This is a genomic window from Mycolicibacterium sp. XJ662 (assembly GCF_053484035.1).
The window spans coordinates 298,544-321,843 of record NZ_JBEFTL010000003.1; the positions used below are offsets into that span (position 1 = coordinate 298,544).

Sequence of the window (23,300 nt, forward strand, 5' to 3'; positions counted from 1 at the left end):
GGAGTCGTGGACGCTGAGTAGGGGTACTCCACGTGTCATGAAGAAGGACAACCCCGACACCGTCGAAACCAATGCCGGCCCGCCAGACGCCGACGACGACGTGCTGAGCGACCCCGGCCTGGGCTCCGAGGAGCGCGCCGACTGGTCCGACGAAGGTGGTGCGACCCCGAGCGGACCCGCCGAGGACACCGACGACGGCTAAAGCGTGTCCGCCAAGGCCGACAGTGTCTCGGCGGCAGTGTGTTTCGGCGTCCACCCGAGCTGTGACTTCGCCTTGGCGGTGTCCATTACCACCGACGTCCGGCCGATGTGCAGCCACTCCAACGCCGACGGCACGAACGGCAGCCGGGCAACCACCTCCGACGCGGCCGTCACCGTGACATGGGGCACCCGCACCGGCCGGGCGCCCAACGCCGACGCCATCTGCGACACGGACAACAGGCCGTCACCGGCGATGTTGTATGCGCCCGGTGGCGCAGACGTGGTGGCGGCCAGCGCGATTGCGCTCGCGACGTCGTCGTGGTGGACCAGCTGCAGCGGCGTTCCGGGATCCGGAAACGGGGGCTTCAACAGCGGCAGGGCCTTCGGGATCCGCCTGACCGGCCCGGGTAACTGGTTCCACGGCATCGCGTCGGCCAGTGCTGGGGCCTTCGGGCCCGCGACGATGCAGGGCCGCAGCACGTAGACCTCGAGATCCGAACCCCCGGTGGTCTCGGCCAACGTGGCTTCACATGCCGCCTTCTGCTCGGAGTAGTAGTGCTCGGGCGACCCTCGCGGCGGCACGTCCTCGGTGATGGGCACCGGGTTGTCGGAGTGATAGCCGTAGGCGGCGACCGACGAGGTGTACACCAACCGCCGCGGCCGCTGCGCTGCCACGGTCGCCTCGAAAACGTTGCGGGTGCCTTGCAGGTTGACGCGGGCGCTTTCCTCGCGCGAGCCCATGATGATGAACGCCAGGTGCACAACCACGTCGGCGCCGGCGACCAGGGCGTCGACGGCGTCGCGGTCCAGGATGTCGCCCTGCTGATAGCGGGCCTTGGTCCAGCCGTGTGCCGCCGGATCGAACGGGCGCCGCGCCATCCCGATGATCCGCTCGACGTCGGGGTGGGCTTCCAGCGCCTCGACCGCCGAGAGCCCGATCTCCCCGGTCGGTCCGGTGACGGCCACGGTTAGTCCCATGCGGGAAGGCGTTCCCCGTCGCGACGCATCCGAAACGGCCGACGCGGCAGCTAGGCGTCAGAGCGCGTCGGTCAGCGCCGCCTGCGCCGCGTTGTAGCCGGGAATGAACGTGATACCGGGCCCGCCGTGGCATCCGGCGCTGCCGAGGTACAGCCCGTCGATCGGAATAGGTTGGTCCACATAGCCTTTCGGGCCGGGCCGGTTGGGGCCGATCTGGTCCGGGTGGATCAGCCCGTGGCAGTAGTCCCCGCCGGGCGCGCCGAACATGGTGCCCATGTGCCTGGGTGTGAACGTGGTGTGCCGGGCGATGAGGCTTTCGAAGTTCGGCGCCAACCGGGTGATCTTCTCGATGACGCGCCGGCCCATCTCGACCTTCATGTCGCCGTAGCTGCCCTGGGCTTCTTCGATGGGAAACCACAGCGAGAACGCCGAGGCCGCGTGTTTACCGGGCGGCGCCAACCCCGGGTCGTTGACCGACGGGATCTGCAGCGCGATGGCGGGATCGGCCGGCACGATGCCGCGGCGGCAGTCCTCCCACTGCTGCTGCAACTCCTCGGGCGTGCTGAAGAGGCCGATGTTCGACTGCATCGCCGCGTCGTTGAGCAGTTGGTAGGGCGCCGCGAACTGCGGGATGCCGTCGAGCGCGAAGTGCATCTGCAGGTAGCTGCCGCGGTGGTCGATGCGGGAGAACCGTTGGCGCACATCGTCGGGCACCGCAGCGGGGGTGATCAGTTCGGTGAGCGTGAAATCCGGTGCGATCCCGGAGACGACGACGGGTGCGGTGAGGGTCGAGCCATCCTGGAGGCGCACGCCGCTCACCCGCCCGTCGACGACGGTGATCTCCTCGACCTTGCTGCGCAGCCGCAACTCGCCGCCGTTGGCGGTGAAAACCTCGCACAGATGTTGGGTGAGCGCGCCGATGCCGCCGCGCACTTTCTTGACCAGCAGCGCGTTCTCGTCCGGCACGGCGAACCCGTACGCGAGCGCCGCGGCGGTGCCGGGGGTGGCTGGCCCGCGGTAGGTGGTGTTGCATGCCAACAGCGCGAGCATGCCGCGCAACGCGCCGTACTTCTCGCGGTCGGGCAGGTACCGGTCGATGACGTCGGTGACCGAGCCGAACAGCATGTCGGTGATAGCCGACCGCTCGAACTCGTTTGTGGCGCAGGCATACATCTCGTCCAGCGTCTTGGGTGGCTGGCCGGCGTCGAAGCGGCCCAACGCCCGCGTCGGCGCCTGGCACCACGCCATCAAGCCGGCCATCCCGTTGACGGCTTCCGCGCCGTGCACCTCGTTGACGTGGGTCATCAGCTGTATCGGGTCGGTGTAGTAGACGAACGGCTCGTCGCCAACGCCGCGCAGCGACACCGACATCACGTCCAGGTCGACGGTCGACAGTTCGTCCAGGCCCAGTTCCCGGCTCACCGTCGCCGACGTCGGGATCTGCACCGAGCCGGCGATCTCGAACTGGAACCCGTCGAACAACTCGACAGTGGACGCCATCCCCCCGGCGTAGAGCTTGGCGTCCAGGCATAGCGTGCGCCGGCCGGCCTTCTGCAGCAGGGTTGCCGCGGTCAATCCGTTGTGACCGGCGCCGATGACAATCGCGTCGAAGTCCGTCATGGGCTGAGGTTGGCACGCACCCAAAGTTTTGTCAATATTGACAAAACTTATTCGTCAGATGGCGTCGCCGATACCGGACCGCAGCGTTTCCAGCGCCTCCCGGCACAACCGCGCCAGTTCGGGCAGCGAGTTTTCGCGGCCGCTGTAGCCGAGCATCCAGACCTCCATCGCACCGAACACCGCGGCCGCGATGCACCGGGCGGTGACGGTGATGCGCAGGCGCTGGTCGGTGCCGGGCGCTGGCGCGTCGTCCCGGGTGAGGTGGTCCTCGATGGCGTCGGCGAACTCGGTCTCGACCTGACGCATGTGCCGGACGATGCGGTCGGAGTCGAGTTCTTGGGCCCGCAGGGCCGCGGTGCGCACCACCGCCCAGTCGTCGTACGGCGACGCCATGATCGCCGCGAGCACGGATTCGATAAGCGGCTCGTCGGGTGCGCGTGCCGCCAGCGCGGCCCGAAACCACTGCAGCCCTGCGTCATAGTCTGCGAACAGCAGATCGTGCTTGGAGGCGAAGTGGCGGTAGAAGGTGCGCAGCGACACCCCGGCGTCAGCTGCGATCTGTTCTGCGGAGGTGCCTTCGACGCCCTGGGCGAGAAACCGGACGAGGGCGGCCTTGCGCAGCGCTTCACGGGTGCGCTCACTGCGCGCGGTCTGGGCGGGCCGAACCATTTGGGTAAGCTACCGCAGATGAACTTTTGTCAATATTGACAAAACTCCGCGGTTTGGTGGGAGACTCCCCGTCATGGTTTCGCTCCTTGTGCACGCGGTGCTGGGTGTGGCGGTCGTGTGGTTCACCATCGCCTCCAACCCCAAGATCTTCGGTCGCCCGCCTGACGGGCCGCGGTTCTCCGCCGTCGAAATCGTCTTCTGGGCAGTCGGTCTCGCGTCGATTCCGCTGTTGTGGTACCACAACATTCAGTTCGTCAACGAGTACGCCACCGCAGGGTCGAACCCGATCTGGGGCCCTGGCAGCTGGCAGGAGTTCATCGCGCTCGGCTACACGAACCCGGCGGCCAGTTCGGCCAGCGCCGACTACACGATCATCAACGTGATCCTGCTGCCGCTGTTCACGATCATCGACGGGCGGCGCCGTGGTATTCGCCATCCGTGGTTGTTCTTCGTCTCGAGCCTGTTCACCAGTTGCGTCTTCGCTTACGCGTTCTACTTCGCCACGATGGAACGTCAGCGCCGTCACCAGTTGGCCGCTGCGGAGCTCAGTTCGCCCGCCTGAGCGCTGCGACGGCCGTAGGGTGCGACCTATGACCGAGGACCTGCGGCAGCGCCGCCTCGAGGTGATCCGCGAACACATGGACACCGAGGTGACCAAGGAATTCGACCGGACGCTGGCGACGTTCAACGGACATCCGCACTACGAGATCATGGCCACCGGGCAGGTTTTCGACGGTGACGACGAGGTGATGGGCTACTACCGGACAACCCGCACCGCGTTTCCCGACCAGCGCCACGACAACGTGCGCTACCACATCGCCGATGACACCGTGGTCGTCGAGTTTGACTTGCTGGGAACCAATCTCGGCGAGTTCTACGGTTTGCCGCCGACCGGTAAGGCGTTTCGGGTGCCGATCGCAGCAATCTTCTTCTTCGACGGTGACCGCATCGTCAACGAGCGGATCTACTTCGACTCGGCGAGCTTGGTCTCACAGATCGGGCGGGCCGAACTGCTGTCGCTGGTCGGGACGGACCAACTGTGAAGGTTCACCATCTCAACTGCGGAACGATGCATCCGCCCGGCTGCCCCGAATTGGTCTGCCATGTGCTGCTGGTGGAGACCGACAACGGTCTCGTGCTCGTCGACAGCGGATACGGGTTGGCCGACTGCGACGATCCGCGCCGCCGCATCGGCCCGATCCGCCATCTCATCAGACCGGTGTTCGATCCCGGGCAAAGCGCCATCCGCCAGATTCAGCGGCTGGGCTTTGCGCGCGAGGACGTGCGCCACATCGTATTGACGCACCTCGACATCGACCACATCGGCGGGATCGCCGATTTTCCGCAGGCCCTGATCCATTGCACCGCAGCAGAAGCCCTCGGAGCGATACACCGGCCTTCGCTGGGTGAGCGGATGCGCTTCCGGCCGGTGCAACGCAGCCACGGCGCCACGATCGTGGAGCACGAACCCGACGGTGAGGCCTGGCGTGGTTTCGCTGCGGCCAAACCGCTGACCGACATCTCGGCGGGCATCGTGTTGGTCTCGATGCCGGGGCACACTCGCGGTCACGCCTGTGTCGCGGTCGATGCCGGCAACCGCTGGCTGTTGCACTGCGGTGACGCATTCTTTCACCGCGGCACCGTCGACGGCAGTAGTCGCGGCCCGCGCGCGCTGCTCACCTTCGAGAAGGCGGTCGCATACGAACGTAAGCGCTTGCGCGACAACCACGCTCGGCTGGCCGAACTCTACCGGCGCGGCGATCCTGACCTGGTGCTGGTTTGCGCACACGACACGGAGATGTTCGAACACGCGCGGGCCAGCGCGACGTGATGCCTTAAGAGGCTTTGCGTCGACGCTGTATCCACTTCAGCGCGTCGTAGTAACGCGTCGGTGCCAGCCGCCCGAGCAGGTCGAACATCTGCGCGTCGGGTCCGACGAGGATGCGCGCCTTACCCGCCTCGACCCCGCGGTGGATGACTTCGGCGGCGCCGTCGGGCTTGGTCATCGTGATGGCCGCGAAGTCCTCTGCCATCTGCTCCTGGGTACGACCGCGGCCCTCGGGATCCTTGCGGTAGCGGGCGTTGCGCACGATGTTGGTGTCGACGCCGCCGGGATGCACGGTGACCGCGCTGACCCCGGTGTCGCGTAACTCCTGGCGCAGCGCTTCGGTGAACCCGCGCACGGCGAATTTCGCTGAGCAGTATGCGCTTTGGCCGGGCATACCGACGAGACCGAACACGCTGGACGTGTTGACGATCACGCCTTGGTCCTGCTCGACGAGGATCGGCAGGAACGCTCGCGTGCCGTTGACTACACCACCGAAGTTGATGTCCCAGAGCCACTGGTCGTCCTCGGGCACCGCATCGAGCACGGTCGAGTTCACCGACACACCGGCGTTGTTGAACACCGCGCCGATCGGTTGCGGCGCCCATTGCCGAACCTGGTCGGCGAAGTCACGTTGGGCCGCCGCATCACGCACGTCGAGCACCCGCAGCAGCGCGGTCCCGCTCAACGAGGCCTCGGTCTCCTTCAGGCCTTGTTCGTCGACGTCAGCGATCGCCACCGGACAGCCGTGCGCGGACAACCGCTGCGCCAACGCGCGGCCGATGCCCGAGGCCGCGCCGGTAATGACCGCGGTACGACCGTTGATCGTGATGCGACGTTTGCCCATATCTCCCCCTGCGTGCAGTCTCCCAGGTAGCGCAAAGGTACGTGTTAGTACCGACGTTGACAAGGCATTCGGCTCAGTCGGTCTGCGCAGCCGGGGCGAGAAGCGCGATCGACGCCTGGACGGCCTCGTCGGCGATGTCGGTCATCCGACCGCCCTCCTCCACGGTGATGGCGACCAGCTCGCGCAGCCCACCCAGCAGCATGATGATCCGCTGCCGCGACACGGGTCCGATGCCCGCGGCGCGGAACTCACCGGTGTCGCCCAGAGTGTGAACCATCGCGATGAAGTTCTCCATCGCTTCGCGCTGCAGGGCGCGGGCAGCGGTGCCGAGCGAGGGCACGTCGCGTATCCAGCTCAGCGTCAGCGCGGCCCGGGACTCCCCGGAGGCGATCCAGGCCTCTACGGCCTGGCGCACCTGGGTGCGCCACGGGGCGCCGGGGTCTACCGCGGCCGCGATCTGGGCCACCTGGTCGGCGTTGGCCTCCGTCAACAGCGCGACGAAGCAGGCGTCGCGGCTCTCGAAATGCTCATAGAACGTGCGCCGCGATGTCCTAGCGCGGCGCACGATGTCGGCCACGGTGGTCTTGGGATATCCCACGTCGGCGATGCACTCTTCGAGGGCGTCGAGCAATCGCTGCCGGAAATCGGCCGTCGTCACGCTACTCATTCTGGTGGCCAGGGCCGGGATCGAACCGGCGACCTTCCGCTTTTCAGGCGGTTTTAAAGCCGAGAGACCTGTCTCTGTGCTGGTCAGGATGCGCGGAGGTCCTGGCGTTTCGCATAGTCAACCGGGCGGGGCACCCCTTAGTGCAACGATGCTTCACTAACGCATGGCGACGCGAATCTCGTCTCGCTTCTAAAGAAGTGGACGGCTCGCATCTTGCCTCAGGTGCAGTGCGATGTCGTCTGTCTCAACTCACCGGAGGTAGAGCCTTGCTACTCCCGCCGACGCCCTCCCGGTCCCGAATAACGCCAGCGGACCGCGCAACGGCACCTGCCCCTACGGCCGGCTCCGTGGTGAGCACGCAGTTGGTCCGCTTGAAGATGGTCACCATGCACTTGTTGCAATGAGTGCATAGCGAGGCGACGTCGGAATTCTGTCGAATTCGGTTGATTAGCTGGGGGTCTCGCAGCAGAGCACGCGCCATGGCGACGAATTCGAAGCCTTCGCGCATTGCCAAGTCCATGGTCGCTTTGGTGGTGATGCCGCCGAGCAGGATCAACGGTATCGACAGCTCCCGGCGGAATTGGCGGGCGTGGTCGAGCAGATAGGCTTCGTGATATGGGTATCGCCGCAGGAAGGGCCGTCCCGCGGTACGCAACGCCCAGCTCAAGGGCGGTCGGAAGGCACGAGCGAACTCGTCGCGTGGTGCATCGCCGCGGAAGTAGAACATCGGATTGAGTAGTGAGCTGCCCACGGTCAGCTCCAGGGCGTCGAGCGCACCGTCGTCCTGGAGCCACCGGGCGACTTGCAAACTGTCCTCGACGCGCAGTCCACCGGCGACGCCATCGTCCATGCTGAGCTTGGCTATCACCGCAACTCGGTCTCCCACCGCCTCTCGCACCGCGATCGCGATCTGTCGGGCCAGCCGGGCGCGGTTGGTCAGATTTCCGCCGTAGTCGTCCCTGCGTCGGTTGAGCAATGGGCTGAGGAACGCGCTGACCAGGTAGTTATGGGCGAAATGTAACTCAACCGCGTCGAAGCCGGCCTCGACGGCCACCGCCGCTGCTCGGGCATGGTCGGTGATTATCCGTGAAAGCTCTGCGGTATCGGGACGCTGGGTGGCCCGCATTGCCAGCGGGCTGAACATCCGGCTTGGCGATACCGCGGCAGCACCGTTGGAGGCCGCGTTGGCGACGGGTCCCGCGTGGCCCAACTGCGCACACACCTTGGCACCCTCGGCGTGCACGACCTCGGTCAGCCGGGTCAACTCCGGAATGACGTCCGGTCGCATCAGGATCTGGTCGCGCTCGGTTCGGCCCTCGGGGGAGATCGCGCAGTACGCCAAGGTGGTCATGCCCACGCCACCAGCTGCCGGTGCCTGGTGGTAGGCGATCAAGTCATCGGTGACCGCCCCGCGGGGGCTGCGCGCCTCGAACGTCGCCGCCTTGATCACCCGGTTCCGCAGCCTGACCGGCCCGAGTGTCGCGGGCGCCAGCGCATCAACTACCTGGCCGGTCATCGGGTAACCGCCGGCGCCGACAACCCCGCCGAGACCACGGCGCACAGCGTGTCCACCTGTCGGCTCGATAATCTGCGATCACCGGCGAGGGGGTCGCCCAACTGCAGAAAGATGAGGTCGAAGGCGAGCATCCAGCGGTGCTTCGCCTCATCAATGGTCAGGTCGGCCACATTGCGTTGCAACAGTTGTGCCCACGGTGAGATGGAGAACCACCGTTGTGTCCAACTTAGCTCTCGGCGCGCCAACAGCAGCCGCGCCAACAGGTTCAAGTAGAGCCGTCCTGCCGGGTCGGCGGCCAGTTCTGCCAGAGGGTCGACAACGATCCGAACCGCTTCGGTGACGGTCAACTGGTCGGCGTCTGCGCGGTCGGCCAAGCTCACTTGCCACAGCGGTCCTAGCCGAGCCTCCAGTAACGCCGAAACCAGCCCCACCTTCGAGCCGAAATGGTAGTGCACCGCGGCCGGATTGACGTTCGCGGCGGTGCAGACCGCGCGGACCGAAACCTCGTCATATCCCAACTCCAGCAGTAACCGCTCCGCCACTGCCAGCAGCCGATCCCTGGTAGTTGAATCAACGTGTGCCACTGGGCCATCAAAGCACCGATTGGCACCAGAATCAATCAGTGATTGAATCATCGATTGATGCTGCACGCCCCGCGCGGCACTCATCGATGAGCTCTCCATCGCTTGACAACCATTCCCATTACTAAAGAAGCGAGACGCGTCAGATCTTTTCTCTGCCTCAGGAATGTTCGGTTACGACGGTGAGCTGCTCCCGGTTTACCGGACACAGGGAACAGGTCAGGACGGCCGAGGAGCTTGTCGGTGGAGCATGTTGGACTTACTTCGGATACCGACTGCGGACTGGCCCGCGGGGCTGAAGCAAGGAGACATCAGGTGAGTAGTTCCGGGAAGTTCGTCCCCAGCAAGGCCGGCATGGCCAAGCTGCAACGTGACCTTGAGAAGCAATTCTCGGCGGGGATCCAGATCCCCTTGGGCGGCACCGAGTCGGACGCCATCGACGAGGTCAAGAAGCAGATGAAGGGCATCGGTATCACGCCCAACGACGCCGAGGTCCGCAAGCTCGTTCAGAAGCACCGAGGCGATTAGTACGGCGCGGATCGGCTGGACTGGCGGCAAGGTTGAGAATGAAGTCGTCTGAACTGCACAAACTTTGAGTGGCCAGGGCCGGGATCGAACCGGCGACCTTCCGCTTTTCAGGCGGACGCTCGTACCAACTGAGCTACCTGGCCGGATGGCACCGGTCGGCGAAAAACCGATATGCCCGCCGTTCTGGCGACCCTGACGGGACTCGAACCCGCGACCTCCGCCGTGACAGGGCGGCGCGCTAACCAACTGCGCCACAGGGCCAAACTGTGCGACTCCCATCGTACGTACGTCGCGTGTACCCCCTACGGGATTCGAACCCGCGCTACCGCCTTGAAAGGGCGGCGTCCTAGGCCGCTAGACGAAGGGGGCCAGCCGAATCTCTCCGGGGTACTCACAACGCCATGTCGTTGGGAGCCTCGATAGCTTAGGTTACCTGCACCCGAATCCTCAAACGAGCGGGGCATCAGGTACCCAGTATCCTGTTGCTCGCGCCCCTATAGCTCAGTTGGTAGAGCTACGGACTTTTAATCCGCAGGTCCTAGGTTCGAGTCCTAGTGGGGGCACTTAGTCAGGGCACTTGTCGCAGATGACGGGCGGCACTCGGCCCTCGTCGTACCCCGTCGACGGTCAGTCACCAGCTCCAGTCGTCGTCCCCGGTTTCCTCGATGCGGCCGATGACGTACGCGCTGCCGCTGCCCGAGAAGAAGTCATGCGTTTCGAGGCTGCCGGGGTCGAGTTGGGCCATGATCTCGGGCGCGACCTCGCACTCGTCGGCCGGGAACAGCGGATCGTAGCCGAGGTTGCGCAGTGCCTTGTTCGCGTTGTAGCGCATGAACGCCTTTACGGCCTCGGTGACGCCCATCTCGTCGTAGAGATCCTGGGCGTAGTCGACCTCGTTGTCGTAGAGATCCATCAGCAGCGAATAGGCGTACTCGTGCAGTTCCGCGCGACGCTCGGGCGATTCGTGTTCGAGGGCGCGCTTGAACTTGTAGCCGATGTAATAGCCGTGCACCGCCTCGTCGCGGATGATGAGCCGGATGATGTCGGCGGTGTTGGTCAGCTTCGCCCGCGCCGCCCAGTACAGCGGCAGGTAGAACCCGGAATAGAAGAGAAAGCTCTCCAGCATGACCGAGACGATCTTCTTCTTGAGCGGGTCGTCGCCCCGGTAGTACTCGACGAGGAGCTGGGCCTTGCGCTGTAGGTGCGGGTTCTCTTCCGACCAGCGAAACGCCTCGTCGATCTCCTTGGTGGAGCACAGGGTTGAAAAGATCGAGCTGTAGCTCTTGGCGTGCACGGCCTCCATGAAGATGAAGTTGCCCAGCACCGCCTCTTCGTGCGGGGTGACCGCGTCCTCGATCATCTCGACATCGCCGACGGTGCCCTGAATGGTGTCGAGCAGCGTCAGCCCGGTGAACACGCGGATGACCACCTGCTGCTCGTTCGGCGTCAGCGTGTTCCACGCCGGAACATCGTTGGACAGCGGAATCTTCTCGGGCAGCCAGAAGTTGGTGGTGACCCGGTTCCAGACGTGAAGGTCACCCTCATCCTGGATATCGTTCCAGTTGACAGCGCGAACGCGGTCAATCACTTTGGTGCTCAATACATTTCCTCCTACCCCACACGAAGCGATGGCGCCGCCCCGAGCCCGCGCCGCGTCCAACTGTATCCGCTCCCCCGCGGCGTCGTCGGCAGATCGTGGCCGTGTCTGCTGTTCTGTCCTAAGGGGCTAAACGTCCGAAATCCGCTGGTTTTCTTTGGATTTCCTGACCGCCTGACTATTTGCCCTTGACGTTGAGGATCTGGCGAAGTTCGGCGTCGATGGTCACCATCGACTCGGCGTCTCGCATCACCACGTCGATCGGCTTGTAGGCGTCGGGGATCTCGTCGACCCAGTCGGCGCCGGGCCGGTACTCGATGCCCTTCATCCGCTTGTCGAGGTCGGCGGCGGTGAACAGCTTGCGCGCCTTGGTACGCGAGTAGCGCCGGCCAGCGCCGTGGGGTGCGCTGCACAGCGCGTCGGGGTTGCCCTTGCCGGTCACGACGTACGACCGGGTGCCCATCGAGCCCGGGATCAGGCCGCGCACACCCTCGTGGGCGTCGATGGCGCCCTTGCGGGTCAGCCAGACCTCGCGGCCCCCGTGGACCTCGCGCTGGGTGTAGTTGTGGTGGGTGTTGATGCGCTCGACCTCGAAGTCGGCGTACCACCGCGCCATCGGGTCAGCGGCGCCGGCGATGTCGTTGCGGGTCCAGCGGGCGAAGGCCTGAGCGAACCGGTCCATCATCTCGCCGCGGTTCAACAGCGCGAAGTGCTGCGCCCAGCGCAACTCGCGGATGTACTCGTCGAACGCTGCGGTGCCCTCGGTCAGATACGCCAAGTCACGATGCGGCAGCGCGACAGAGTGTTTCGCGCAGATCTCCTGCGCCTTGCGAATGTGCTTCTGGGCGATCCGGTTTCCGACGCCACGCGAGCCGCTGTGCAGGAAGAGCCACACCTGATCAGAATCGTCGAGGCACAGTTCGATGAAGTGGTTGCCGCCGCCGAGGCTGCCGAGCTGCTCACGCCACTTCGGCGAGTGCGACAGGTCGACGTCCTCGCGCCGAGCCTTCTCCTCGAGCTCGCTGATGCGCTGCTGCGTGAACTTGTACCGGCCGAGGCGGCGGTTGTAATTGCCGGCGCTCATCGGAATCGCCGACTCAAGCGAGCTTCGCAACATGGCCAGGCTCAGCCCGGCGATACGCTTGGCGTCAAACGTGGTGCGCGCAGCGATCATCCCGCAGCCGATGTCGACGCCGACGGCGGCGGGGATCACCGCGCCGTCGGTCGGGATGACCGTGCCGACGCTGCTGCCCTTGCCGAAGTGCGCATCGGGCATCAGCGCGACGTGCGGGTAGACGAACGGCATCGAGGCCGTCTGCTTGGCCTGCTCGATGGTCTGGTCATCCACTTCGCTGGCGAAGCTGACGAGCCGGTCGGTAACCATCGCTGTCATGAAATCCTCCTGGTGCTACTGCTTGTTCGGCGTAGCGCCATGCGGTCGATGTCGCGGATGTGATCGTCGCCTCCGGCGACTTCGCGCCAGACCTTGGCGAAGCGCGTCACTGCGGCCGGAATCGAACCCGAAATGTGCTCGACGAGCCAGATTTTGGCTTCACCGCTGATGTTCATACCAGTCTACCGATTTACACCGAAGTGCTCAGTCGCCGCCCCTCGGGCCTTTCGGTCCCTTCGGCCCCTTCGGGCCTTTACCCTTCTCGCCGCCGTTGCTCCACGGTGGCGGCCCCTGCTCGACCTGCGCCGGCGTAGGCGCAGGCGGTGGCGGCACCAGCGACGACGTCGGCGTCGGCGTGGGCACCGTCGTGCTGGTGCTGGCCGGGGTCGGCGCCGGCGGGCGCGACGCCGACTCGGCGATCACCGCCGCCAACGTGACCACCACGGCGACCAGCGCCGCGGCCACCCCGAGAAGTAGGCCGGTGCGGTTTCGCGCAGCGGGCGGGCGCACCGCCATCGTGGTCGGCGGGGGCAACGGCGCGGCCAGGACCTTGGTGGGCGGACGCTGTCCCGCGGGCGGCTCGAACCGGCCGGCCAGGCCCGCCCGCATCGACGGTGCGCTGGTGAATCGCCAGCTCGGGTCAGGCGCCATCGCCCGCTCCACGACCGCCGCCAACACGGGTTGCACGTCCGGGCGCAGCGCCGCCAGCGGTACCGGCTCGCTGTCGGCGATGGCGCGCGCCAACTCCGCGAGGTTTTCCTGCGGGAAGGCCCTGCGGCCGGTCAACGCCTCGTAGCCGACGACGCCGAGCGCGTAGAGGTCGTCGGACGCCGTCGCGGGCGCACCGTTGATCCGCTGCGGGCTCAGGTAGGCCATCGTGCCCACGATTTGACCGGTCACCGTGTCGGGGGTGGCGGCGCTCTTCGCGATGCCGAAGTCGGCGACCTTGGTGTGGCCGGAATCGGTGAACAGGATGTTGGCCGGTTTGATGTCGCGGTGCACGATCCCCGCGGCATGCGCCGCGGTCAGGGCCGACAACACGTCGTCGAGGATCGACTGCACCTGCGGCTGGGGAAGCGGTCCGCGGGCGATCATGTCGGCCAGGGTGTGCCCCGATAGCCGCTCCATCACGATGTAGGGGGTGCCGTCCTGCTCACCGCTGTCGTGCACGGCGACGATGTGCGGATGGCTCAGCGCCGCGGCTGCCCGCGCCTCGTACTCGAAGCGTCCGCGGTTGACCGGGTCGGCCAGGAACACCGGGTGCAGCAGCTTGATGGCCACCGGCCGGTCGAGGCGGGTGTCCCAACCGTCGTGCACTTCGGACATGCCGCCCCGACCCAGGACGCTGCGCAGTTCGTACCGGCCGCCAAGGACTTCTGGCGCCTGCATACCGGTAAAGCTAGCCATCCGGCGCGTGACGCAAACCTTCGGGAGGTCAGACCTTGGGGCTGTAGTAGTGCGGGTTGTCTCGGTACTCGACCGGCGGCAGGTTACGCGCCGGCGTCTCCACCAGCGGCGAATCGGCGGGCAACCGGCCGTGTGCGCGGTCCCACGCCGAGCGTTTACGCGGATGCATCATCACGCGCTTGGGCAGCAGCCTGGTGATCCGGTAGACCATGTTGCCGAACTGCCGGTGCAGCCACGCTTGACGCGGCGACCAGCTGTAGCCCATCAACTCGCGCACCGGCGGGTCATACAGTCCAACGGCGAAGAACGTCAGGACCCGCTGCATGACCTTCAGGTTGAGCCGCCACGCCCAGTCCGGCACCCACTCCAGCGAAGGATGTTTGGGCATCGTGGAGAGGTCCATGACTTCTCTTGCGGCCCAGTTGTTTTCCAGCACGTTGTGGCACATGTGGTCCCAGTACTCCTGGAATTCCTCCCAGGTCTTGGGGACCGGCCGCATGCTCATCCCGTACATCCGGTACCACTCGACGTGCTCGTCGAACAGTTGCCGCCTCTGGTCTTCGGTGAGTCCGCCACCGACCCATTCGGCGGATAACAGCACCGACTTGAAGAACGTGGCGTGCGCCCAGTAGAAGACGTCGGGGTTGAGCGCGTTGTAGCGGCGCCCCTGGTCGTCGACGCCCTTGATGCCGATGTGGTAGTCGCGCACCTGCGCCCCGGTGCGCGGGGCGCGGTCGCCGTCGAAGACGACACCGCCGATCGGGTAGACCGACCGAAACAGCCGCGGCATCCGCTCCCGGAAGAAGATCGAGTGCTGTTCGACGGCCGCGCCCAGCTGCGGATGCATGTTCTGCATCGAACCCGCCCAGGGGCCCTGCAGCATGCCGGTCCACTGACCGAAGTACTTCCACGTCAGCGAATCGGGCCCCAGCGGCTCCGGCAGGGAGTCATATCCCCCGCTGGTCACCGGGCAGCCAGCCGCCAGCTCTGATGACTCGCTGGTCACCGGGCGTGCATCGGACGTATCTTGAGTCACTGAAGAGCTTCCCATCCAGCCAGAGGGTAAATTCTGACTACAGACGTTGTCATCGACGAGCTTAGGAGGGATGTGGCCTCGGGTCAACGACGCGGTCGATGGTCCGGCGTTCCGCTGCGGGACCGTCAAGCGCTGCGCCGCGACGAACTCATCTCCGCCGGGGCGGCTCTGCTGGGCAGCGAGGACGGCCCGGCGCTCACCGTGCGCGCGGTCTGCCGGGCCGCTGGGCTGACCGAACGCTACTTCTACGAGAGCTTCGCCGATCGTGACGAGTTCGTCCGTGCGGTCTACGACGACGTGTGCGCACGGGCGATGTCCACGCTGACGACGGCCGAGACACCTCGCGAGGCCGTCGAGCGCTTCGTCGAGTTGATGGTCGACGATCCGGCGGGCGGGCGCGTGCTGCTGCTGGCACCGGAGGTGGAGCCGGTGCTGGTCCGCTCCGGCGCCGAATGGATGCCGAACTTCATCGAGCTGCTGCAGCAAAAGCTCACCCGTATCACCGAACCCGCGCTGGCGGCCATGGTCGCCACCGGGCTGATCGGTGCGCTCACCGCGCTTTTCACCGCGTACCTCGACGGTCGGCTGACCGCGACCCGCGAACAGTTCATCGACTACTGCGTCGGCATGCTGGTCGGCCGGGTACCGAGCTACTGACCGCTACTCGTCGGGCGTGACGACCGCCGCGAGTTCCTGCTCTTCGGTGTCGGCGGCTTCTTTCTCGGCATCGGACTTGGCTGCCCGGCCCAACGGATGTTGCACCGATGCACCGGGATTCGTCTCCGATGCGTACGCGCCGGCGCAGTTCAACGCCACCATCATCTCGCCATCGGAGTGCTCGAAGTCGTCTCCGACACCACGGAGGAACGACGGTGCCCATGCGGCGGTGACGATGCAGTCGTCCTGCTCCAACTGGTCGCCGACACGCGTGGCGATGATCGGATCCAGACCGGCCTCATCCATCGCATCGGATGCGTCGGCGTAGCTCTGCCCGACGTAATCTGCTGCCGCAGTGGGTGTTCCGAGCAGCGCAAGCGTTCCCACCGCGCAGGCCGCAGCACCCACACCCACCATACGTTTGGTCCTCATACCGCCACATTCGCCCGGCGACATGAACGCGGTAGAACGCTCGGATAAAGCGAGTGTGAATTCCGTTGCGTTTACGTAACGCTCAGCGGTTACTCGTTCTGCGCGGCCGATCTGGCGGCGGCGGCCTTCTGGGCTTTGGCGTCGGCCGCGGCCTTGGCCTCCCGGCCCAGCGGATGCTGTATCGAGGTGCCCGGGTTAGTCGCCGTTGCATAGTCGCCGTTGCAGTTCAACGACACCATGACCTCGCCGCGGTCCGAGCGCCCGTTGCGCACGAAGGACGCATCCCAGGCGTTGGTGACGATGCAGCCGCTCTGCGACAGGCGGTCACCCACCCTGGAGGCGACCACGGCGGTGCCCCCGCTGCTCTTGATCTCCTTGGTCGCATCCGAGTATTTCTTGCCCACCACATCGGGGTCGTCGTCGGCGCTTGCGATGCCCGCGCCCGCCAAGATGGCCGCCGCGAACACGGATCCGGTCCCGAAAACCATGAGCTTGTTCATGTCTTCCGACCTCCAACTTCCAGGCGAAAATCGCCGAAGTCATATATCGGAAATCCTATGGCGAGCAGGCCTCGGCCGCCACCCCAGCGGGCCGTCTATCAGCCAATACGTCGGTTAGACGCTGTTATTGCCCTTGCTGCTGGCGGGCCGCGGCGGCTTGCCTCGCCGCCCTGTCTCGCGCGGCCTTGGCAGCCTTGGCTTCCTGCTCTTTCTTTGCTGCACGCCCGGCGGGGCTGGCCGCCGAGTTTCCTGGCGAGCCCGGCCCCGCCAGCTCGCCGTTGCAGTTCAGCGCCACATGCACTTCCCGGTTCGCCCTCGGGATGCCGCGGCGGTTGGGGCGGCGAACCGCCGCATCCCACGCATTGGTCACCAAGCACCTGGACTCGGACAACCCGGTACCGGTCCGCGTCGCCACCACGGCTTTGCCACCTGAGCGCTGGATTATCCGTTTGGCGTCCTGATAGGTGCGGTTGGTGACATCGGGAGCGGCCTCCGCCGCTGGAGCCCCGGCGAGTAGGGCGCTGGCGGCCACCGACGTTGCGGCGACCACGCTCGCGACAATCCTGACGATCTTCACTACTCCGGGAACCTCCGCGTCGTCGCGTGTGCTGAATCGAGCGCAAACTGTTTGCTCGCCACGCATTAACAAGGCATGGTACCGCCTACAAAAGAGCCTTGTGATGCAGATGTGACAAGCGCGTGGCGTTACTTGAATGTCACCGGGGTACACAGATACTCTGAGTGCTACTAACAGGTACAGATAACTGGAGGCGCCATGCACGAGAACCTGACTGACCTCCACCTGCTGCATGAACTTGAGCCCGTGGTGGAGAAGAATCTCAACCGGCATCTGTCGATGCGGAAGGACTGGAACCCGCACGACTACATCCCGTGGTCCGACGGCAAGAACTACTACGCGCTGGGCGGCAAGGACTGGCACCCCGAGGAGTCGAAGCTCTCCGAGGTCGCCCAGGTGGCGATGGTGCAGAACCTCCTGACCGAGGACAACCTGCCCTCGTATCACCGTGAGATCGCGATGAACTTCGGCATGGATGGCGCCTGGGGCCAGTGGGTGAACCGCTGGACGGCCGAGGAGAACCGCCACGGCATCGCGCTGCGCGACTACCTGGTCGTCACCCGCTCGGTCGATCCGGTGCAGCTCGAACAGCTGCGCCTGGAGCAGGTCACCCGCGGCTTCTCGCCCGGCCAGAACCAACAGGGCGACCTGTTCGCCGAGAGCCTGTTCGACTCGGTCATCTACGTCACGTTCCAGGAGCTGGCGACCCGCGTCTCGCACCGCAATACCGGTAAGGCGTGCAACGAGACCGTCGCTGACCAGCTGTTGGCGCGGGTCTCCGCCGATGAGAACCTGCACATGATCTTCTACCGCGACGTCTCGGAGGCCGGCTTCGACATCGCGCCCGACCAGGCGATGCACTCCCTGCACCGGGTGCTGCGCAACTTCAAAATGCCCGGCTACACGGTGCCGGAATTCCGCCGCAAGGCCGTCATCATCGCCGTCGGCGGTGTCTACGACCCGCGCATCCACCTCGATGATGTGGTGATGCCGGTGCTCAAGAAGTGGCGCATCTTCGAGCGCGAGGACTTCACCGGCGAGGCCGCGCGGATGCGCGACGACCTCGGTGTGCTCGTTGAAGAGCTCGAGGAAGCCTCCCAGAAGTTCGAGGAATCCAAGCAGCGTCGGCTCGAGCGCGAGGCGCGCAAGGCCGAGAAGCTCACCGCCAAGAAGGTGCTCGCCTCCAGCTCTTCATGACGGCTGTAGCGCAAACCCGCCCACAGCTGCGGATCGGCCCGATCGCGCTACGCAGCCCCGTGGTGCTGGCCCCGATGGCCGGGGTGACCAACGTCGCCTTCCGGACGTTGTGCCGCGAGCTGGAACTGGCCCGGGTCGGCACGGTCAGCGGGCTGTACGTATGCGAGATGGTCACCGCGCGCGCGCTCGTCGAGCGTCATCCGGCGACCATGCACATGGTGACGTTCGGCGCCGATGAGTCGCCGCGGTCGCTGCAGCTGTACTCCGTGGACCCGCAGTACACGTTCGCCGCAGCCAAGATGATCGCCGACGAGGGGCTGGCCGACCACATCGACATGAACTTCGGTTGTCCGGTGCCCAAGGTCACGCGCCGCGGCGGCGGTGCGGCGCTGCCGTTCAAACGCCGCCTGTTCGGCCAGATCGTCGCGGCTGCGGTAGCGGCCACGGAGAACACCGACATCCCGGTCACGGTGAAGTTCCGCGTCGGAATCGATGATGAACATCACACCTACCTCGATGCCGGGCGGATCGCCGCGGAGGAAGGTGCAGCCGCCGTCGCGCTGCACGCCCGAACAGCCGCCCAGCGGTACTCCGGAAAAGCGAACTGGGAGCACATCGCAGCACTGAAAGCCCACGTCAACGACGTTCCCGTGCTGGGCAACGGCGACATCTTCGAAGCCGACGATGCCCTGGCGATGATGGCGGCGACGGGGTGCGACGGGGTGGTCATCGGCCGTGGTTGTCTGGGTCGGCCCTGGCTGTTCGCCGAACTGTCGGCCGCGTTCACTGGAAACCCGCTGCCCGTCGCGCCGACGCTCGGTGAGGTCGCCGAGATCGCGGTGCGCCACGGCCAGCTGCTGGCCGCCCACTTCGGCGAGGACAAAGGCATGCGCGACATCCGCAAGCACGTCGCCTGGTATCTGCACGGGTTCCCCGCCGGCGCCGAGCTGCGACGCGCATTAGCGCTGGTCAAGACGGTTGCGGAGCTCGAGGAACTGCTCGGTCAGCTCGACGCGACAGTGCCGTTCCCCGATGCGGCGCAGGGCCCCCGCGGCCGCCAGGGCTCGGCCGCATCGGTGGCGTTGCCCGAGGGCTGGCTGGCCGATCCGGACGACTGCACGGTCCCCGCGGGCGCCGAGGTCATGCACTCGGGCGGCTGACGCTGTCTCGGAGTCGTCTCGATACTGAGACGACTCCGACATCACAACTATCAGGATGTCTCAGTACGATATGGATCTTGTTCGGTAATGGGCTCCCGTAGGAGGAGCCACGCAGGTGCTGTGACACGGCATGCGGCCCTGCGGACGTTCCATGCGCATTGGTGTGCGCGACGACTAAGAGTCGGAGGCCGGTGGGAACATGAGTGACGGCGACAGCCCAGGTGCTGGTGCCACTCCTGGCCCCTCCGGTCCGTCGGGGCCGGACCGCTCCACCGACGACAACCAATGGCTTACCCGAAGTGCCCGCCCATCGCCAGGCGCCGCGCCGTGGGAGCGCAAACGCCGCGCTGATCGCCGCGATCTGACGGATTCGGAGGACGCCGGCAGCCACCCCGACCGCCTCACCGTCGCCGACCTGATCGCCCGGGTGAAGGGTGACACCGCCGTACCGGAGGGATTGCGCCGCCACCGTGCCGAACCCGAGGAAGAACCCGAGGAAGCGGCCCCGCCCACCGAGATCATCGACGCGGTCGAGGCCGGCGAGCCGAGGGACGACGAGCACGACACCGAGATCATTCCGGCGGTGCCGCTGCCGTCCTCGGAGGTGCCGGACCTGACCGCGCTGCGCGCGACCCGGCGGGTGGCGCCGACGCACGTCATCGGGCGACGGGGCAACGACGAACCGCACCGCCGCAGCCGCCGTAGGGGCCTGCGCTCCACGGTGGTGGCGGGCCGCGTGGTTACGGCGCTGATGGCGGTGCTTGCGCTGGTCCTCACCGGCGGCGCGTGGCAGTGGCAGACCTCGAAGAACAACATGCTCAACCGGATTTCGGCGCTGGATCCGGACTCCCGCGACATCCTCGACCCGAACGCACAGTTCGGCGACGAGAACTTCCTGATCGTCGGTGTCGACAGCCGCATCGGCGAAAACAGCGAGATAGGCGCGGGCACCACCGAAGATGCAGCCGGAGCACGTTCGGACACCATCATGCTGGTGAACATTCCGGCCAACCGCGAACGCGTTGTCGGAGTGTCGTTTCCCCGCGACCTCGAGATCGAACCGATGCAATGCGAGCCGTGGGATCCGCGCACCCGCGAATACGGCCCGATCACCGATCCGGACTCGCCGATGTACGGCGCCGAGAAGGTCTACACCGAATACAAGCTGAACTCCGCCTACGCCGTCGGCGGGCCCAAGTGTCTGGTGAAGGTCATCCAGAAGATCTCTGGTCTATCGATAAACCGGTTCATGGCAGTGGATTTCACCGGCTTCTCCAAGATGGTCGACGCGCTCGGCGGCGTCGAGGTGTGCAGCACCACCCCACTGGAGGACTACGAGGTCGGCACGGTGCTGCCGCGCGCCGGCCGCCAGATCATCGACGGCCAGACCGCGCTGCAGTACGTGCGCGCTCGCCAGATCACCACCGAGAACAACGGTGACTACGGGCGCATCAAACGCCAACAACGGTTTTTGTCGTCGCTGCTGCGTTCCCTGATCTCCAAGGAAGTGTTCTTCTCGCTGTCCAAGCTCAACAACGTGGTCAACATGTTCATCAACGACAGCTACGTCGACAACATGGACACCAAGGACCTCGTCACCCTTGGGCAGTCGATCCAGGGCATCGCCGCGGGCCGGATCACGTTCCTGACCGTGCCCACGACCGGCTACATGGACGAGTGGGGCAACGAACACCTGCGCGAGGAGGACACCCGGGCGATCTTCGACGCGATCATCAACGACGAGCCGCTGCCCGAGGAACGCAACGCCGACAACACGCCGGTCCCCGGCACCCCGGAGTCGTCCTCCGACAACGCGCTGATGAGCCAGACGCCGAGTCAGGGCGCCACCGAGTCCAGCGAGTTGATCGACGCGGTGACCACGAACCCGCAGGACATCACCGTGCAGGTGTCGAACTCCACCGGTCAGAACGGCCTGGCGGCCAGCGCGGCCGAAGCACTGCAGACCCACGGCTTCAACGTCACAACGCCCAACGACTATCCGGGCCCGCTGGACGAGACGACCGTGTTCTTCTCACCCGGTAACGAGGAGGCCGCGGCGACGGTGGCTTCGGCGTTCGTCAACCCGACCATCGAGCGGGTGATGGGTAAGGGCGACACCGTGCAGGTGGTGCTGGGCACCGACTTCGGCTCGGTGAACCCGCCGTCGCCAAGCGGTTCGGTGGTGCAGGTCCATGTGGTCCGCGGGACCGACAGCACGCCGACCGCGCTGCCGGAGGACCTGGCCGTCACCAACGCCGCCGACACCACCTGCGAATAGCCCCCGCGGCCAGCGTTTTGCCAGGTGGCGTTCACCTCTGGTTCACCCGCACGTCGTGACGTCGGATACGGAAAGCCCGTAGGCTGACTGCTATGCGAACCGCGTACCACGAGCAACTCGATGCCTTGACGGCGCAGCTCGGCGAGATGTGCGGGCTGGCAGGCGCTGCGATGGAACGCGCGACCCAGGCCCTGCTGCAGGCCGATCTGGTGCTGGCCGAGCAGGTGATCACCGACCACGAGCAGATCGCCGCGATGAGTGGGCGTGCCGAGGAAGCGGCGTTCGTGCTGCTGGCCCTGCAGGCGCCCGTCGCCGGTGATCTGCGCGCCATCGTCGGCGCCATCCAGATCGTCGCCGACGTGGACCGGATGGGCGCGCTGGCCCTGCACGTCGCCAAGATCGCCCGGCGTCGCCATCCCCAGCATGCGCTGCCCGAAGAGGTCAATGGGTATTTCGCCGAAATGGGTAGGGTCGCAGTCGAACTCGGTAACAGCGCCCAGGAGGTGCTGATCACCCGTGATCCGGAGAAGGCCGCCCGGATCGAGGAAGAAGACGACGCGATGGACGACCTGCACCGGCACCTGTTCACCGTGCTGATGGACAAGGAATGGAAGCACGGTGTGGCCGCCGCGGTCGACGTGACGCTGCTGGGCCGGTTCTACGAGCGCTTCGCCGACCACGCGGTCGAGGTGGCCCGCCGGGTCATCTTCCAGGTCACCGGTAAACACCCCGACGAGGAAGGCCTGCCGGCGTCCCGCTGACCCAGCACGGGCCGCGCGTTCTGGCTTCGACGGTGCGGTTTCATACGCGACACACCGGGTGCGGCGGATGAAACCGCACGGTCGCGAAGGCGCTACCCGAAACGGCCGGAGATGTAGTCCTCGGTGGCCTTCTTGCTCGGGTTGGAGAAGATCTTCTCGGTGTCGTCGACCTCGATCAGCCGGCCCGGTTTACCGGTGGCCTCCAGGTTGAAGAACGCGGTCTGATCGCTCACCCGCGCGGCCTGCTGCATGTTGTGCGTGACGATCACGATGGTGAATTCTTGTTTGAGCGTGTTGATCAGCTCCTCGATCGCCAGCGTGGAGATCGGATCCAGTGCCGAGCACGGTTCGTCCATCAGCAGCACGTCGGGTTGCACGGCGATGGCGCGCGCAATGCACAGCCGCTGCTGCTGACCGCCGGAGAGCCCGCCGCCGGGCTTGTCGAGCCGGTCCTTGACCTCGGTCCACAGGTTCGCACCCCGCAGCGAGCGTTCGGCGACCTCGTCGAGGGCCTTCCTGTTGCGCACGCCCTGCAGCTTCAAGCCTGCCACCACGTTGTCACGAATCGACATGGTGGGAAACGGGTTTGGTCGCTGGAACACCATGCCGATGGTTTTACGCACCCCGACCGGGTCGACACCGGCGCCGTAGATGTCCTCGCCGTCGAGCAGCACCGAACCGTCGACGCGGGCGCCGGGGATCACCTCGTGCATCCGGTTGAGGGTGCGCAGCACCGTGGACTTGCCGCAGCCCGACGGGCCGATGAACGCCGTCACGTTACGCGGCGGAACGGCCAGCGACACGTCGGCGACAGCGTGGAAGGCACCGTAGTAGATGTTGACGTCTTTGAGGTCCAACCGTTTTGCCATCAGG

General features: G+C 65.9%; 26 protein-coding genes and 4 tRNA genes. 11 read left to right on the forward strand and 19 right to left on the reverse strand.

Annotated elements, in window-relative coordinates; translation table 11 throughout:
* Positions 1 to 37: 37 nt before the first annotated feature.
* Entirely contained in the window at positions 38 to 202 is a 165-nt protein-coding gene (locus ABQE93_RS12315; protein WP_448438063.1) for a hypothetical protein, read from the forward strand.
* On the opposite strand, the gene ABQE93_RS12320 is transcribed toward ABQE93_RS12315, so the two are convergent.
* The 3 genes from ABQE93_RS12320 to ABQE93_RS12330 are packed head-to-tail and all read right to left on the reverse strand — an operon-like array spanning position 199 to position 3,468.
* The gene (locus tag ABQE93_RS12320; protein ID WP_448407612.1) at positions 199 to 1,179 is read right to left on the reverse strand and encodes an NAD-dependent epimerase/dehydratase family protein; all 981 of its coding nucleotides are present in this window, start codon (positions 1,177 to 1,179) and stop codon (positions 199 to 201) included. The two genes, ABQE93_RS12315 and ABQE93_RS12320, sit on opposite strands and share 4 nt — an antisense overlap.
* A 57-nt stretch (positions 1,180 to 1,236) precedes the next feature.
* The gene (locus ABQE93_RS12325) at positions 1,237 to 2,799 is read right to left on the reverse strand and encodes a phytoene desaturase family protein (RefSeq protein WP_448407610.1); all 1,563 of its coding nucleotides are present in this window, start codon (positions 2,797 to 2,799) and stop codon (positions 1,237 to 1,239) included.
* A gap of 54 nt (positions 2,800 to 2,853) precedes the next feature.
* Positions 2,854 to 3,468, reverse strand: a complete 615-nt coding sequence (locus ABQE93_RS12330) for a TetR/AcrR family transcriptional regulator (RefSeq protein ID WP_448407608.1) — start codon at positions 3,466 to 3,468, stop codon at positions 2,854 to 2,856.
* Positions 3,469 to 3,541: 73 nt separating this feature from the next.
* Between ABQE93_RS12330 and ABQE93_RS12335 the strand changes: the two genes are divergently transcribed.
* The 3 genes from ABQE93_RS12335 to ABQE93_RS12345 are packed head-to-tail and all read left to right on the forward strand — an operon-like array spanning position 3,542 to position 5,299.
* Positions 3,542 to 4,030 (forward strand): DUF2834 domain-containing protein, encoded by a 489-nt coding sequence (locus ABQE93_RS12335; protein ID WP_448407607.1) that lies wholly within the window; start codon positions 3,542 to 3,544, stop codon positions 4,028 to 4,030.
* 28 nt (positions 4,031 to 4,058) lie between these two features.
* Entirely contained in the window at positions 4,059 to 4,511 is a 453-nt protein-coding gene (locus ABQE93_RS12340; protein WP_448407605.1) for an ester cyclase, read from the forward strand.
* Positions 4,508 to 5,299, forward strand: a complete 792-nt coding sequence (locus ABQE93_RS12345) for an MBL fold metallo-hydrolase (protein ID WP_448407604.1) — start codon at positions 4,508 to 4,510, stop codon at positions 5,297 to 5,299. Before ABQE93_RS12340 ends, ABQE93_RS12345 begins: the two co-directional genes overlap by 4 nt.
* A 4-nt stretch (positions 5,300 to 5,303) precedes the next feature.
* Here ABQE93_RS12345 and ABQE93_RS12350 read toward each other — a convergent pair whose 3' ends face one another.
* The 4 genes from ABQE93_RS12350 to ABQE93_RS12365 form a co-directional block, all read right to left on the reverse strand.
* Entirely contained in the window at positions 5,304 to 6,140 is an 837-nt protein-coding gene (locus ABQE93_RS12350; protein ID WP_448407603.1) for an SDR family NAD(P)-dependent oxidoreductase, read from the reverse strand.
* A gap of 73 nt (positions 6,141 to 6,213) precedes the next feature.
* The gene (locus ABQE93_RS12355) at positions 6,214 to 6,807 is read right to left on the reverse strand and encodes a TetR/AcrR family transcriptional regulator (protein ID WP_448407602.1); all 594 of its coding nucleotides are present in this window, start codon (positions 6,805 to 6,807) and stop codon (positions 6,214 to 6,216) included.
* A 244-nt stretch (positions 6,808 to 7,051) separates the two neighbouring features.
* Entirely contained in the window at positions 7,052 to 8,323 is a 1,272-nt protein-coding gene (locus ABQE93_RS12360; protein WP_448407601.1) for an NADH:flavin oxidoreductase, read from the reverse strand.
* Positions 8,320 to 8,991 (reverse strand): TetR/AcrR family transcriptional regulator, encoded by a 672-nt coding sequence (locus tag ABQE93_RS12365; protein ID WP_448407600.1) that lies wholly within the window; start codon positions 8,989 to 8,991, stop codon positions 8,320 to 8,322. Before ABQE93_RS12365 ends, ABQE93_RS12360 begins: the two co-directional genes overlap by 4 nt.
* A 228-nt stretch (positions 8,992 to 9,219) precedes the next feature.
* Here ABQE93_RS12365 and ABQE93_RS12370 point away from each other — a divergent pair, with 228 nt between their 5' ends.
* The gene (locus ABQE93_RS12370) at positions 9,220 to 9,432 is read left to right on the forward strand and encodes a hypothetical protein (protein ID WP_448407599.1); all 213 of its coding nucleotides are present in this window, start codon (positions 9,220 to 9,222) and stop codon (positions 9,430 to 9,432) included.
* A 69-nt stretch (positions 9,433 to 9,501) separates the two neighbouring features.
* On the opposite strand, the gene ABQE93_RS12375 is transcribed toward ABQE93_RS12370, so the two are convergent.
* From ABQE93_RS12375 to ABQE93_RS12385, 3 genes are all read right to left on the reverse strand, one after another.
* Positions 9,502 to 9,575: transfer RNA gene (locus ABQE93_RS12375), tRNA-Phe, on the reverse strand.
* A gap of 41 nt (positions 9,576 to 9,616) precedes the next feature.
* A tRNA-Asp gene (locus ABQE93_RS12380) sits at positions 9,617 to 9,693 on the reverse strand.
* A gap of 35 nt (positions 9,694 to 9,728) precedes the next feature.
* Positions 9,729 to 9,801: transfer RNA gene (locus ABQE93_RS12385), tRNA-Glu, on the reverse strand.
* A 121-nt stretch (positions 9,802 to 9,922) separates the two neighbouring features.
* Here ABQE93_RS12385 and ABQE93_RS12390 point away from each other — a divergent pair.
* A tRNA-Lys gene (locus tag ABQE93_RS12390) sits at positions 9,923 to 9,995 on the forward strand.
* Between the two features lie 68 nt (positions 9,996 to 10,063).
* Here the strand turns inward: ABQE93_RS12390 and nrdF are convergent.
* From nrdF to ABQE93_RS12415, 5 genes are all read right to left on the reverse strand, one after another.
* On the reverse strand, positions 10,064 to 11,032 hold the full coding sequence (gene nrdF / locus ABQE93_RS12395; RefSeq protein ID WP_448407597.1) for a class 1b ribonucleoside-diphosphate reductase subunit beta: 969 nt from the start codon (positions 11,030 to 11,032) through the stop codon (positions 10,064 to 10,066).
* 175 nt (positions 11,033 to 11,207) lie between these two features.
* Entirely contained in the window at positions 11,208 to 12,422 is a 1,215-nt protein-coding gene (locus ABQE93_RS12400; protein ID WP_448407595.1) for an RtcB family protein, read from the reverse strand.
* The gene (locus ABQE93_RS12405) at positions 12,419 to 12,598 is read right to left on the reverse strand and encodes a hypothetical protein (RefSeq protein WP_448407593.1); all 180 of its coding nucleotides are present in this window, start codon (positions 12,596 to 12,598) and stop codon (positions 12,419 to 12,421) included. Before ABQE93_RS12405 ends, ABQE93_RS12400 begins: the two co-directional genes overlap by 4 nt.
* Before the next feature lie 28 nt (positions 12,599 to 12,626).
* Positions 12,627 to 13,811, reverse strand: a complete 1,185-nt coding sequence (locus tag ABQE93_RS12410) for a serine/threonine-protein kinase (RefSeq protein WP_448407592.1) — start codon at positions 13,809 to 13,811, stop codon at positions 12,627 to 12,629.
* A gap of 46 nt (positions 13,812 to 13,857) precedes the next feature.
* Positions 13,858 to 14,880 carry an oxygenase MpaB family protein gene (locus tag ABQE93_RS12415; RefSeq protein WP_448407590.1) on the reverse strand — a complete coding sequence of 341 codons (1,023 nt, stop codon included), beginning with the start codon at positions 14,878 to 14,880 and terminating at the stop codon, positions 13,858 to 13,860.
* 57 nt (positions 14,881 to 14,937) lie between these two features.
* Between ABQE93_RS12415 and ABQE93_RS12420 the strand changes: the two genes are divergently transcribed.
* Positions 14,938 to 15,522, forward strand: a complete 585-nt coding sequence (locus ABQE93_RS12420) for a TetR/AcrR family transcriptional regulator (RefSeq protein WP_448407589.1) — start codon at positions 14,938 to 14,940, stop codon at positions 15,520 to 15,522.
* A 3-nt stretch (positions 15,523 to 15,525) separates the two neighbouring features.
* On the opposite strand, the gene ABQE93_RS12425 is transcribed toward ABQE93_RS12420, so the two are convergent.
* The 3 genes from ABQE93_RS12425 to ABQE93_RS12435 form a co-directional block, all read right to left on the reverse strand.
* Complete coding sequence (locus ABQE93_RS12425) at positions 15,526 to 15,954, reverse strand: hypothetical protein (protein WP_448407588.1); 429 nt, start codon at positions 15,952 to 15,954, stop codon at positions 15,526 to 15,528.
* 89 nt (positions 15,955 to 16,043) lie between these two features.
* Positions 16,044 to 16,454: a hypothetical protein gene (locus tag ABQE93_RS12430; protein ID WP_448407587.1), complete on the reverse strand. Its 411-nt coding sequence runs from the start codon at positions 16,452 to 16,454 to the stop codon at positions 16,044 to 16,046.
* Positions 16,455 to 16,578: 124 nt separating this feature from the next.
* Positions 16,579 to 17,031 carry a hypothetical protein gene (locus ABQE93_RS12435; RefSeq protein WP_448407586.1) on the reverse strand — a complete coding sequence of 151 codons (453 nt, stop codon included), beginning with the start codon at positions 17,029 to 17,031 and terminating at the stop codon, positions 16,579 to 16,581.
* A 198-nt stretch (positions 17,032 to 17,229) separates the two neighbouring features.
* On the opposite strand from ABQE93_RS12435, the gene ABQE93_RS12440 reads away from it, so the two are divergent.
* From ABQE93_RS12440 to phoU, 4 genes are all read left to right on the forward strand, one after another.
* Positions 17,230 to 18,228, forward strand: a complete 999-nt coding sequence (locus tag ABQE93_RS12440; protein WP_448407584.1) for an acyl-ACP desaturase — start codon at positions 17,230 to 17,232, stop codon at positions 18,226 to 18,228.
* A gap of 26 nt (positions 18,229 to 18,254) precedes the next feature.
* On the forward strand, positions 18,255 to 19,388 hold the full coding sequence (gene dusB / locus ABQE93_RS12445) for a tRNA dihydrouridine synthase DusB (RefSeq protein WP_448408034.1): 1,134 nt from the start codon (positions 18,255 to 18,257) through the stop codon (positions 19,386 to 19,388).
* A 199-nt stretch (positions 19,389 to 19,587) separates the two neighbouring features.
* A complete protein-coding gene (locus ABQE93_RS12450; RefSeq protein WP_448407583.1) occupies positions 19,588 to 21,666 on the forward strand; it encodes an LCP family protein in 2,079 nt (692 codons plus the stop codon).
* Positions 21,667 to 21,758: 92 nt separating this feature from the next.
* Positions 21,759 to 22,427, forward strand: coding sequence for a phosphate signaling complex protein PhoU (gene phoU, locus ABQE93_RS12455; RefSeq protein ID WP_448407582.1), 669 nt, complete (start codon positions 21,759 to 21,761; stop codon positions 22,425 to 22,427).
* 92 nt (positions 22,428 to 22,519) lie between these two features.
* On the opposite strand, the gene pstB is transcribed toward phoU, so the two are convergent.
* Positions 22,520 to 23,296 (reverse strand): phosphate ABC transporter ATP-binding protein PstB, encoded by a 777-nt coding sequence (pstB, locus tag ABQE93_RS12460; protein WP_448407580.1) that lies wholly within the window; start codon positions 23,294 to 23,296, stop codon positions 22,520 to 22,522.
* Between the last annotated feature and the right edge of the window lie 4 nt (positions 23,297 to 23,300).

Coding starts and splice junctions, on each gene's coding strand:
- ABQE93_RS12315 (WP_448438063.1), top strand. CDS start 38: ATGAAGAAGGACAACCCCGACACCGTCGAAACCAATGCCGGCCCGCCA.
- ABQE93_RS12320 (WP_448407612.1), bottom strand. CDS start 1,179: ATGGGACTAACCGTGGCCGTCACCGGACCGACCGGGGAGATCGGGCTC.
- ABQE93_RS12325 (WP_448407610.1), bottom strand. CDS start 2,799: ATGACGGACTTCGACGCGATTGTCATCGGCGCCGGTCACAACGGATTG.
- ABQE93_RS12330 (WP_448407608.1), bottom strand. CDS start 3,468: ATGGTTCGGCCCGCCCAGACCGCGCGCAGTGAGCGCACCCGTGAAGCG.
- ABQE93_RS12335 (WP_448407607.1), top strand. CDS start 3,542: ATGGTTTCGCTCCTTGTGCACGCGGTGCTGGGTGTGGCGGTCGTGTGG.
- ABQE93_RS12340 (WP_448407605.1), top strand. CDS start 4,059: ATGACCGAGGACCTGCGGCAGCGCCGCCTCGAGGTGATCCGCGAACAC.
- ABQE93_RS12350 (WP_448407603.1), bottom strand. CDS start 6,140: ATGGGCAAACGTCGCATCACGATCAACGGTCGTACCGCGGTCATTACC.
- ABQE93_RS12355 (WP_448407602.1), bottom strand. CDS start 6,807: ATGAGTAGCGTGACGACGGCCGATTTCCGGCAGCGATTGCTCGACGCC.
- ABQE93_RS12360 (WP_448407601.1), bottom strand. CDS start 8,323: ATGACCGGCCAGGTAGTTGATGCGCTGGCGCCCGCGACACTCGGGCCG.
- ABQE93_RS12365 (WP_448407600.1), bottom strand. CDS start 8,991: ATGAGTGCCGCGCGGGGCGTGCAGCATCAATCGATGATTCAATCACTG.
- ABQE93_RS12400 (WP_448407595.1), bottom strand. CDS start 12,422: ATGACAGCGATGGTTACCGACCGGCTCGTCAGCTTCGCCAGCGAAGTG.
- ABQE93_RS12405 (WP_448407593.1), bottom strand. CDS start 12,598: ATGAACATCAGCGGTGAAGCCAAAATCTGGCTCGTCGAGCACATTTCG.
- ABQE93_RS12410 (WP_448407592.1), bottom strand. CDS start 13,811: ATGCAGGCGCCAGAAGTCCTTGGCGGCCGGTACGAACTGCGCAGCGTC.
- ABQE93_RS12415 (WP_448407590.1), bottom strand. CDS start 14,880: ATGGGAAGCTCTTCAGTGACTCAAGATACGTCCGATGCACGCCCGGTG.
- ABQE93_RS12425 (WP_448407588.1), bottom strand. CDS start 15,954: ATGAGGACCAAACGTATGGTGGGTGTGGGTGCTGCGGCCTGCGCGGTG.
- ABQE93_RS12430 (WP_448407587.1), bottom strand. CDS start 16,454: ATGAACAAGCTCATGGTTTTCGGGACCGGATCCGTGTTCGCGGCGGCC.
- ABQE93_RS12440 (WP_448407584.1), top strand. CDS start 17,230: ATGCACGAGAACCTGACTGACCTCCACCTGCTGCATGAACTTGAGCCC.
- ABQE93_RS12450 (WP_448407583.1), top strand. CDS start 19,588: ATGAGTGACGGCGACAGCCCAGGTGCTGGTGCCACTCCTGGCCCCTCC.
- phoU (WP_448407582.1), top strand. CDS start 21,759: ATGCGAACCGCGTACCACGAGCAACTCGATGCCTTGACGGCGCAGCTC.
- pstB (WP_448407580.1), bottom strand. CDS start 23,296: ATGGCAAAACGGTTGGACCTCAAAGACGTCAACATCTACTACGGTGCC.